Annotated in this window: 8 protein-coding genes; all 8 read left to right on the top strand. The window is 62.7% G+C overall.

Features of this window, described 5'->3' with window-relative positions; translation table 11 throughout:
* Positions 1-5 precede the first annotated feature (5 nt).
* The 8 genes from Q0349_RS07505 (at position 6) to Q0349_RS07470 (ending at position 10,093) form a co-directional block, all read left to right on the top strand.
* On the top strand, positions 6-1,301 hold the full coding sequence (locus Q0349_RS07505; protein WP_366916293.1) for a lytic transglycosylase domain-containing protein: 1,296 nt from the start codon (positions 6-8) through the stop codon (positions 1,299-1,301).
* A gap of 242 nt (positions 1,302-1,543) precedes the next feature.
* Positions 1,544-2,506, top strand: coding sequence for a lytic transglycosylase domain-containing protein (locus Q0349_RS07500; protein ID WP_298080250.1), 963 nt, complete (start codon positions 1,544-1,546; stop codon positions 2,504-2,506).
* Positions 2,507-2,513: 7 nt separating this feature from the next.
* Entirely contained in the window at positions 2,514-4,382 is a 1,869-nt protein-coding gene (locus Q0349_RS07495; protein ID WP_298080249.1) for a transglycosylase SLT domain-containing protein, read from the top strand.
* Between the two features lie 53 nt (positions 4,383-4,435).
* Positions 4,436-5,311: a hypothetical protein gene (locus Q0349_RS07490; RefSeq protein WP_298080248.1), complete on the top strand. Its 876-nt coding sequence runs from the start codon at positions 4,436-4,438 to the stop codon at positions 5,309-5,311.
* Positions 5,308-5,622, top strand: a complete 315-nt coding sequence (locus Q0349_RS07485; protein WP_298080247.1) for a hypothetical protein — start codon at positions 5,308-5,310, stop codon at positions 5,620-5,622. Before Q0349_RS07490 ends, Q0349_RS07485 begins: the two co-directional genes overlap by 4 nt.
* Positions 5,623-5,855: 233 nt before the next feature.
* Complete coding sequence (locus Q0349_RS07480) at positions 5,856-6,257, top strand: MliC family protein (protein WP_298080246.1); 402 nt, start codon at positions 5,856-5,858, stop codon at positions 6,255-6,257.
* 217 nt (positions 6,258-6,474) lie between these two features.
* The gene (gene msrAB / locus Q0349_RS07475) at positions 6,475-8,085 is read left to right on the top strand and encodes a bifunctional peptide-methionine (S)-S-oxide reductase MsrA/peptide-methionine (R)-S-oxide reductase MsrB (RefSeq protein ID WP_298080245.1); all 1,611 of its coding nucleotides are present in this window, start codon (positions 6,475-6,477) and stop codon (positions 8,083-8,085) included.
* A 94-nt stretch (positions 8,086-8,179) separates the two neighbouring features.
* On the top strand, positions 8,180-10,093 hold the full coding sequence (locus Q0349_RS07470) for an ATP-binding cassette domain-containing protein (protein WP_298080244.1): 1,914 nt from the start codon (positions 8,180-8,182) through the stop codon (positions 10,091-10,093).
* Positions 10,094-10,323: the final 230 nt, after the last annotated feature.

Raw genomic sequence — 10,323 nt, 5'->3', positions numbered from 1 at the left:
CACCAATGAGGAGCTGTCCATCGCCCGGCAGGCGCTCACCCTCATCTGACCGGGGCCTTCAGAAGAGGGCCGGCGGGACCGGCTCGACGCTCGGGCCCGGGGCCGCTGCCCCCGCCGCCGAACAAGAAGAAAAAACCATCGCCACCGTCACCCCGGCAGGCACGCAAATCTGGGTCTGCCCGCAACTGGACGGCACGCCGACCATCATCGAAACCGCGACCCCGCCGCAGGGCAACTGCCAGCCGCTGGGGCGCAAAGGCGGCGAAGTCTCCGCCCCGGCCCTGCCCGCGCCGAACCGCGGCAAACCGCTGGTCGGCTTCACCCCCGGCGACAACGAAGAAATCGCGCAGGACATCTACAAATGCTTCAACAACGACGGCCTGCCCAACTTCGTCCCCGCCAACAAACGCGGCAACTACCGCCACTGCACCTTCTTCTCCCGCTCCTACAGCGGCGCCAAACAAGAATTTCGCCAACAGGCGACGCAAAGCCAAAACCTCGAAGCCCTTGCCATCGCAGGCGTACAAAAAAATGCCAAACAGGCAGCGAGCGGCGGCCCTGGCCTGCAATGCACCGGTGCGGGCAGCATCCAGTTCAACGGCGAGACGCGCGAATTCAACTGCGCCACCCGCTCCTTTGACTACACCCCCGGCACCAGCGGCGGCGAAGCGCGCCTCGGCAACCAGCAAACCAGCATCGCCGCGCACAACCTCGACTACCTTAACACCCAGGGCAGTTGCGGCGGCACCGTCACCAGCGAAAACGGCCGCGTCTTCCACCTTGAGCCGACCAAAGACTGCCCGCAGTCCTACGTCATCGAAGCCGAACGCCTCGCCGCCAAAATCCGCAACGAACTCAACATCAACGTCAGCGGCGCCTTCCGCGAACGCCAGCGCAACCTGAGCGCACAAGTGAACCAAATCGCGGCAGAAGTCGGCATCGAACCACACTTCGTCCACGCCATCATCTCCGCCGAATCCGCCTACCGCCCCGATGCCCGTTCCCACGCCGGCGCGATGGGTCTGATGCAGCTCATGCCCGGCACCGCGCGCCGCTTTGGCGTCAGCGACGCTTACAACACCGGACAAAACATCCGCGGCGGCGCGACCTACCTCAAATGGCTGCTCAACGAATTTGGCGGCGATATGCAACTGGCGGCAGCGGGCTACAACGCGGGCGAAGGCAACGTCAAAAAATACGGCAACAAAATCCCGCCGTTCATCGAAACCCGCGCTTACGTGCCGAAAGTCATGGAATACTACCGCCGCTACAAGGCGAACCCGTCCGAGATCGGCCTATGACGCGGCATAAAAAAATCCCGCTCCCCCTGTGGGCGGGCAGCGCCGCTGTTCCCCCCTCCCCCTGTGGGCGGGCACCCACGGAAAATGCGTACGCATTTTCCGTGGGAACCGGGGGAGGGGACGGGGGTGGGGTTAATTCATGCCACCCCGATGCGCGTTTAACCCACCACACGCTGCGCCCTGACGCGCCGCCCCCGCTTCGCGCACCAAACAGCTCCCTCCCCCTGTGGGGGAGGGCTGGGGTGGGGGCAGCAAATACACCCGCTTGCGACAAAACCCTTGCTTCCCAAACAGCCCGCGCATCGGACGATAACCCGCCTCCGCTCCCCGCACCGAACCACCCCCTCCCCTGCGAAGCGGGGGAAAGATGGGGAGGGGGTGTAAAAACCCGCGCAGCGACCACGGCCCTCACCCTCCTCGCCCTCACCCTCCTCGCCCTCGCCTTCCTCGCCCTCGCCCTGCCTGCGCACGGCAAAAACTGCGGCACCGTCGTTTACAAAGGCAAAAAAACCAACATCGCCTGCAGCGTCGCCCTGCCCAACGGCAAAGCCAAGACCCCGCCGCCGAAACCGGCGAACACCCTCATCCCGCCGATCCAGCTTCCCGGCGACCCGCCGCCCGCGCCGGTTGCCCCCGCAGCCGCGCCCGCAACCGCGGAGCCTGTCGCCACCGGCCAATGCTACGCGACGCTGACCATCAACGGACAAAAACGCCGCATCCAGCAACATTGCCCGCTGCTGCCGCTCACCCTGGCGCCGGTGCGCATCGCCGAGCCCAGCGGCGACTTCAAAACCCGACAAGAACAACACAAGGCACTCATCAACCAACTCGCCGCCAAATACCAAATCGACCCCGCCCTCGTCCACGCCGTCATCAGCGTCGAATCCGGCTACAACAGCAACGCCGTCTCCGGCAAAGGCGCGGTCGGGCTGATGCAGCTCATGCCCGGCACCGCGGGCGACATGAACGTCGCCGACCCCTACAACCCGGCGAACAACCTCGAAGGCGGCATCAAATACCTGAGCCAACAACTGGCGCGCTTCCAGAACACCGAACAGGCGCTCGCCGCCTACAACGCCGGGCCGCAAAGCCTCTTGCGCTACCGCGGCCAAATCCCGCCTTACCAGGAAACGCGCCAATACATCCAGCGCGTCATGCACTACAAAAACCGCTACCAGAACGACTGGCAGCAGCACATCAAATAGGAACCCCATGAACAAAATCCTCATGAGCCTCGCCCTCGCCTTCGGCATTCCCGCCCACGCCGAAGAAAACATCCTCGACGCCGAAGCCGCCATCAAAAACGGCGCGCCGCTCGCGGCCTACCAGCACCTCGCGCCGCACCCGCTCTACCCCTACCTCGAAGCGCAGGCGTATCGCGACAACCTCGCCACCACCCCGACCGCAACCCTCGTCGCCTTCCTGAAAAAATACCCGAACGACCCCTTCAGCACCGCACTCGCCAAACAGGCGTACCCGCTGTGGGCAGCGGGCGGCGACAACGATGCCATCATCCAGAGCTACAGTCCCGGCTTTGCCGACGAAGCCCTCGAATGCCAATACCGCCTGGCGCTGCTGAATCGCAGCAAAACCCGCGAAGCCGTGAAAGACAGCGACAAACTGTGGGAAAGCGAAAAAAGCCTCGGCGCCGAATGCAACACCCTCTACGACCGCCTCGCCCACAGCGGCCACATCAAACCGGCGCAACACGCCGAACGCTTCCGCCTGGCGATGGCGAACAACAACCGCCTCATCGCCTCCTACCTCGCGGGCAACCTGCAAGGCGCCGCCGCCCAGGCCGCACAAACCTGGCTCGACATCGACCAGAACACCCTGCCGATAGAAAGCGCTTACAGCCTCAGCGACCCCGATTGGCGCAGCGCCCTGCTGGCGCAACAACTGGGCAAACGCCTGAAAAAAGACCCCGTCGCCGTCGCCCAGGCGACCACCGCCGCCAGCATGGGCTACATCAGCCGTCCCAAAGACGCGGGCAAACTCTACAACCCGCTGGTACGCAAACTGGCACAAGCCGACGACCCAAACACCCTCACCCTGTGGGACGCCATCCCGGCGGGCGAACACGAAGACAACACCACCTACGACCTCATCGCCTACGAACTGCGCCGTGGCGACTGGCGCGGCCTGCCCGCCCACCTCGGCAAACTCGACAAAGAAGCGCAAAACAAAGCCGAAATCCAATACTGGATTGCCAAAGCGCTGGAAAAAAGCGGCGACCGCGCCGGTGCCGACAGCCACTACCGCCGCGCCGCCGGCCAACGCGACTTCTACGGCTTCCTTGCCGCCGAAAAACTCGGCGTCGCGCCCAGCTACCACGACCGCCCGGTCAGCCGCGACCGCCACTACGCCGCCGTCGTTGGCCGTCCCGCCGCCTACCGCGCGCGCATCTTCCGCAACCTTGGCGACGACGCCCGCGCCAGCCAGGAATGGCAGGCCCTGCTGAAAACCCTCACCCCGGCCGAAAGCGCGCAGGCCGCGCTCTACGCCAGCGAAATCGGCTGGGGCGTCCAGGCCGTCACCACCCTCGGCAAAAGCAAAAACTACGACGCCCTCGCGCTTCGCTTCCCCACCGCCTATGAGACCCGCGTGCGCCAACTGGCGCGCCAGCACGGCATCAGCCCCGCCAAAATATTCGCCATCATCCGCAAAGAAAGCATCTTCCAGCCGGCGATAGCCTCGAAGGCGGGCGCCATCGGCCTGATGCAAATCATGCCCGCCACCGCCAGCCACACCGCCAGCAAAAACGGCATCCCCTACAGCGGCAAATGGCAACTGACCGAACCCGACACCAACCTCGAAATCGGCAGCCAATACCTCACCGACCGCCTGAACGAATTTGGCCACCTCGCCTACGCCGCGGCGGCCTACAACGCCGGGCCCTCGCGGGTAAACCAATGGCGGGCAGAAAACCCCGGCCTGCCGCTGGACGAATGGATTGCGCAAATCCCGTTCACCGAAACCCGCGACTACGTCAAGCGCGTGCTCGAATACGAAAAAGTGTACGAATACCGCCTCAACCTGCCGCCCTCCAGCTACGCCAGCGGCGGCGTCCGCCTGTGGTAACTGCCCCGTAGGGTGGGGCTTGCCCCACCATAACCCCTGTCATGTCCCCCCACATGAACCGCGAACACCACCCCCAACGCAGCCTTGCCCGCAACCTCCTCGCAGGCATCCCGGTTCTGCTGCTGCTCGCCCTGCAAGGCTACATCGTCGGCAGACACGACGGCCTGACCCTGCTGCTCATCCTGATTACCGCCGCATTCATCTGGTACATGACCGCCTCGCTCTGGTACAGCAAGCGGCAACTCCTCAACATCTACCTCAAAGAACAATCCTTCCTGCAACGCCTCATCAAAAAACGCAACACCCCGTGGCAAATCCTCGTCTGCACCCTCCTCTCGCTGCTGCTGGGCATCCTCTTTACCATCACCGCCAAAGGCATCATCCTCGCCCACGGCTACACCATCCTCCTCGTCCCCCTCTACCTCTACAACACCGCCAGTAACCTCATCCGCCGCGAAAACCCAATCGCGCATCCCGCCATCCTCGAAAACCACCTGAACGAAAACCTCGCCCGCCACGGCATCCTGCTCATCAACGTCTTCATCCCGGCATTACTGCTGAACCTCCTGCTCACCCTGCTCTTCAGCGGCTACGACACCGCCGAATTCATGACCAGCAACATCAACTTTGAAAACTTCATCGACTACGCCGAAGCCGACAGCATCATGGCGAACGGCCACAACCCCTACGGCAGAAAAATCGTCAACGCCTTTCTGCTGCTCGATAACCTGCGCATCGCACTCGGCAAATTCATCGCACAAGAGCTCTTTCACATCCACAGCTACTGGCTGTTTTACCTCATCATCGCCATCTCCAACTTCATGAAGCTGATGTTCTTCTCCTGGGCATACATCCTGCTCAGCCTCGGCTTTGAAAAACTCCTGCCGCCCTGCCGCGCTCCCCACCCCGACAAGGAAGAAAACCCATGAAAGCACTCACCAAACTCATCGCCCTGGTTGGCCTCGCCTTCGGCGCCAAAATCGGCTGGGACCACGGCGGCAAAGACATGGCACAAAGCGCCGCCTACGACTTCGCCGAAGACAAATTCAAAGGCCGGGCGCAACAACAAATCAAACACTTGCGCAAAGAACTCGCCAAAAAAGACGCGTACATCGCAGAGCTCAACCAGCAACTCAAACAACTGACCCTGGAAAACGAAAAACTGCAACAATACCAACAAGAAGCCGAAAAGAAAAAAGACAGCCTGCACCGAATGTTTGGAGAAGACGAACAAAAATAAACCCGCCGTGCCAATCATCCCGCCGGTTCACTCCCTCCCCTGCAGGGTGCGACAGCACCCGCAGCGGGGGAGGGTTGGGGAGGGGGTGAGCAATATTATTGATGAGCCGAAATTCCAATTTTTCACCCGCAAACACCAAACAAATTCCCGGAACGCCTGCAAAAAACAACCAGCCACCACCGAATTACCGGCAGTCCCCTGCCCTTCACCAACCCCCTAACCCGCAAAAACCCATGAGTACCCGCAAAACCCTCGCCCTTACCGCCCTCGCCTTGTTCCTCGCCACCTGCAGCAGCAACAAACCGCGCCCCGACATCACCCTCGAAAGCGAACAGCCGGATACCGACATCGCCCTGCCTGCCGCGAGCCACAACAGCCAGCTCAAACTGCCGATAGGCAACCACTGGAACACCTGGCAATGCCGCGAAGGCACCTTCGACACCCGCTACCCGGACAGCAGCAAACGCACCCTGCAACTGCGCTACATGAGCGGCGAACACACCCTCGAACAGCGCCCCGGCGACAACCCCGCCACCTACGAAAACGGCCAAATCGCCTTCCATAGCGACGGCCAGAACGCCGTCCTCTCCCGCCCCGCCTCCGCCACCATCCTCCTCAGCGGTTGCCGCCCGTAAAAAAAGCCCGCCACTCTGGCGGGCTTTTTATACCCATCCACCGAAAGCCTCATACGGTGTTGCGTCGTCTCGCCGTACAACCGCGTACTGTCTTCGACGACGCGCCTTGTCTGAAACTTTCGGTGAATGGCTATAACAGACAGTGCAGCAACCGAAGCAGACACCCGCGCAAACGCGATTTCCTATAATCAAGGCTCCAACATCCACGGAGCCTCCCATGAAAAACCTCACACACGCCATCCTTATCGCCCTTGCCGTCGCCACGACCGCGCCGTTGCCCGCCTTTGCCGACCACGATAGCCGTGCCGAAGCGCCACTGCCGCACCAGTTGCAACAGCGGCTGCTGGCGCTTAAAGACGTGAACGGCAAACCCGCCGCCACTTACCTTGAAGCAGGCAAACCGACCCTCATCAAATACTGGGCGAGCTGGTGCCCGCTCTGCCTCGCCACCCTCGCCGAAACCCAAGAATGGCGCAGCGACCCGGCCTTTGCGGGCATCAACCTCATCACCGTCGCCTCGCCCGGCTACCTCGGCGAAAACGACGAAGCCGCCTTTAGCGAATGGTATCGCGGCCTCGATTACCCCAACCTGCCGGTACTGGTGAACAGCGGCGGCGACATCGCCCGCGACACCGGCGTCGCCGTCTATCCAAGCTGGGCGCTGCTCGACCAAAACGGCAACGTCGTCCGCGTCATCAAAGGCCATCTCGCGCGCGAACAGGCGTTGGCGCTACTGAAAAACCCGCAGGCGGAGCTCGCCCAGCCCGCGCAAAAATTCTACAAACCCGAAGCCAAAGGAGCGAAAACCATGAACAGCAAAACCATCTACCTCGCCGGCGGCTGCTTCTGGGGACTGGAAGCGTACTTTGAGCGCGTCCCCGGCGTGCTGGACGCCGTCTCCGGCTACGCCAACGGCAAAACCGCGAACCCAAGCTACGAAGACGTCTCGCACCGTGGCACCGGCCACGCCGAAACCGTGAAAGTCACCTACGACCCCGAACGCATCAGCCTCGCCGACCTCTTGCGCTACTACTTCCGCGTGGTCAACCCGACCAGCCTTAACCAGCAGGGCAACGACCGCGGTGTGCAATACCGCAGCGGCGTCTATTACACCGATCCGGCGGAGCGCGCCACCATCGAAACAGCCTTCGCCGAAGAACAGAAAAAACACCAAAAGCCGCTGGTCGTGGAAAACCTGCCGCTGGACAACTTCTACGAAGCCGAGGAATACCACCAGGACTACCTCGCCAAGAACCCGAACGGCTACTGCCACATTGACATCCGCAAAGCGGACATCCCGCTGGAAAAACCCGCTGCCGCCGCGCCCGCCAAAACCGACGCCAACGGCGAACCGGAAATTGACGCCAGCAAATACCACAAACCCGACGCCGCCACATTGAAGAAAAACCTTGGCGCCGAAGCCTACGCCGTCACCCAACACAGCGCCACCGAACGCGCCTTCAGCCACGAATACGATCACCTCTTCGCGCCGGGGCTGTATGTGGACGTGGTCAGCGGCGAGCCGCTCTTCAGCTCTGCCGACAAATTCCAGTCCGGCTGCGGTTGGCCGAGCTTCACCAAGCCCATCAACCGCGCGGTCGTCACCGAACACGACGACACCAGTTTCAACATGCACCGCACCGAAATCCGCAGCCGTGTTGCCGACGCCCACCTCGGCCACGTCTTCCCGGACGGCCCGAAAGATAAAGGCGGCCTGCGCTACTGCATCAACGGTGCCAGTTTGAAATTCATCCCGCTCGCCGAGATGGCGCAGGCGGGCTACGGCGATTTGATAGAGACGGTGCAAAAAGGCGGCAACCCGCAATAACCACAGAAAAAATCCCGCCCCGCGCGGGATTTTTTACCACCGCGCATTGCTTCATAATGCCGCGCTTTCGCATCCCTACCTCAAGGAAAACCGCATGGCATTACTGCTGACCGCACAAGATTTATCGCTCGCCTTCGGCTGGCGGCCGCTGCTCGACCACGTCAATTTCTCGTTGGAGACAGGCGAGCGCGTCGCCCTGCTGGGGCGCAACGGCGAAGGCAAATCCACCCTGTTGAACGTCTTGCGCGGCGCGCAAGCCCCCGACGACGGCGAACTGCGCCTCACCGACGGCGTGCGCGTCGCCTATCTGCCGCAAGACCCGCCTGCTGCCGATGCGCGCACGGTGCGCGAAGTGGTGCGCGACGGCCTGGCGGAGACGGCGGCGCTGGTTGCGCGTTACCAGGAACTGCTTGCCAACCATAGCGACAGCGACGCCGAAACCCTCGCCCAACTGGAAGCACAAGTCGCCGCCGCCGATGGTTGGCAACTGGAAAACCGCATCGACGGCATCCTGCAACGCTTCGCCTTGGACGGCGCGGCGCGCATGGCTGACCTCTCCGGCGGCTGGCGGCGGCGCGTCTGGCTGGCGCGCGTTTTGGTCGCCAAACCGGACGTATTGCTGCTCGATGAGCCGACCAACCACCTCGACATGGGTGCCATCGTCTGGCTCGAAGGACTGCTGAACAGCTTCGGCGGCGCCGTCGTCTTCGTCACCCACGACCGCGCCTTCCTCGAAAAAGTCGCCAACCGCATCTGGGAACTCGACCGTGGCCGCCTGCTCGACGTCAAAAGCGACTACCGCCGCTTCCTCCGCACCCGCGACGAAATGCAGCACGCCGAAGCCGAAGCCAACGCGCGCTTCGACAAAAAACTCGCCGAAGAAGAAATCTGGATACGGCAAGGCATCAAGGCGCGGCGCACCCGCAACGAAGGCCGCGTGCGCGCGCTGAAAGCGATGCGTGCCGAGCGCGCCGCGCGCATCAACCGTCAGGGCAAAACCAACCTGCAACTGGACTCGGGCGAGCGCAGCGGACGGCAAGTCATCGTCGCCGACCGCCTGGGCTTCGCCCACCCCGGTGGCGCGCCGCTGGTACAAGACTTCAGCGACATCATCGAGCGCGGCGAAAAAATCGGTCTCGTCGGTGCGAACGGTGCGGGCAAAACCACCCTGCTGCGCCTGCTCTTGGGCGACCTTGCGCCGACCGCTGGCCACATCAAACACGGTACCAAACTGGAAGTCGCCTACTTCGACCAACTGCGCGCGCAGCTTGACCCGGAAGAAACCCTGCGCGACAGCGTCGGCGCCGGATGCGATTACGTTGAAATTGGCGGCAGTCGCAAACACATCGCCGCCTACCTGCAAGACTTCCTCTTCCCGCCCGAACGCTGGCGCACCCCGGTCGGCGCCCTCTCCGGCGGCGAACGCGCGCGACTCTTGCTCGCCCGCCTCTTTGCCCAACCGGCAAACGTCCTCGTGCTGGACGAACCGACCAACGATCTGGACATCGAAACCCTCGAACTGCTCGAAGAAGTACTGGCGGACTACCCCGGCACCGTACTGCTCGTCAGCCACGACCGCGCCTTCCTCGACGCCGTCGTTACCCGCCTCTGGGTCTTCAACGCACAAAAAAACCGCATCGAACAAACCGTGGGCGGCTTTGCCGACTGGCTGAACCAAGGCGGCGACATCGCCCAACTCGAAGCCGCGCCGGAAACCGCCGTCGCCGCGACAAAACCCGCACCCACACCCGCCGCCGCCGCGCCCGTTGCCGAGAAAAAAAGCGGCAAACTCTCCTACAAATACCAGCGCGAACTCGAAGCCCTGCCGGGACAGATAGAGGCGGCAGAGACAGAAGTTGCGCGTCTCACCGATGCCGTGCAACAGCCGGATTTCTACCAGCGCCCGCCAGCCGAACAACAGGCGGCATTTGCCGAACTGGAAGCGGCACAACAGGCGCTGGACGCGCTGATGGAGCGTTGGATGCAACTGGAAGAGGGGGCGGTATGAGCCGCTTTTCCCCGTGTGTGTCGCGGTGCCGAGAAACCCGGCGCGTAGGTACCACTCGGCGCGTAGGGGCGGTTAGCACGCAGTGCGTAACCGCCCACGGCAATAACCGGACAGCCCGCAGGTTGGGTTAGCGCGCAGCGCGTAACCCAACAACGGGAGATGTTCGGTATTCAGATTGTTGGGTCTCTCTCGCTGCGCGAGCAATACTTGTCGCTGCGCGAGCTGTTCCA

Source organism: uncultured Cardiobacterium sp. (assembly GCF_938028185.1).
GTDB lineage: Bacteria > Pseudomonadota > Gammaproteobacteria > Cardiobacteriales > Cardiobacteriaceae > Cardiobacterium.
Note: the sequence above shows the minus strand (reverse complement) of the source record. Positions and strands in the feature narration are given on the sequence as shown.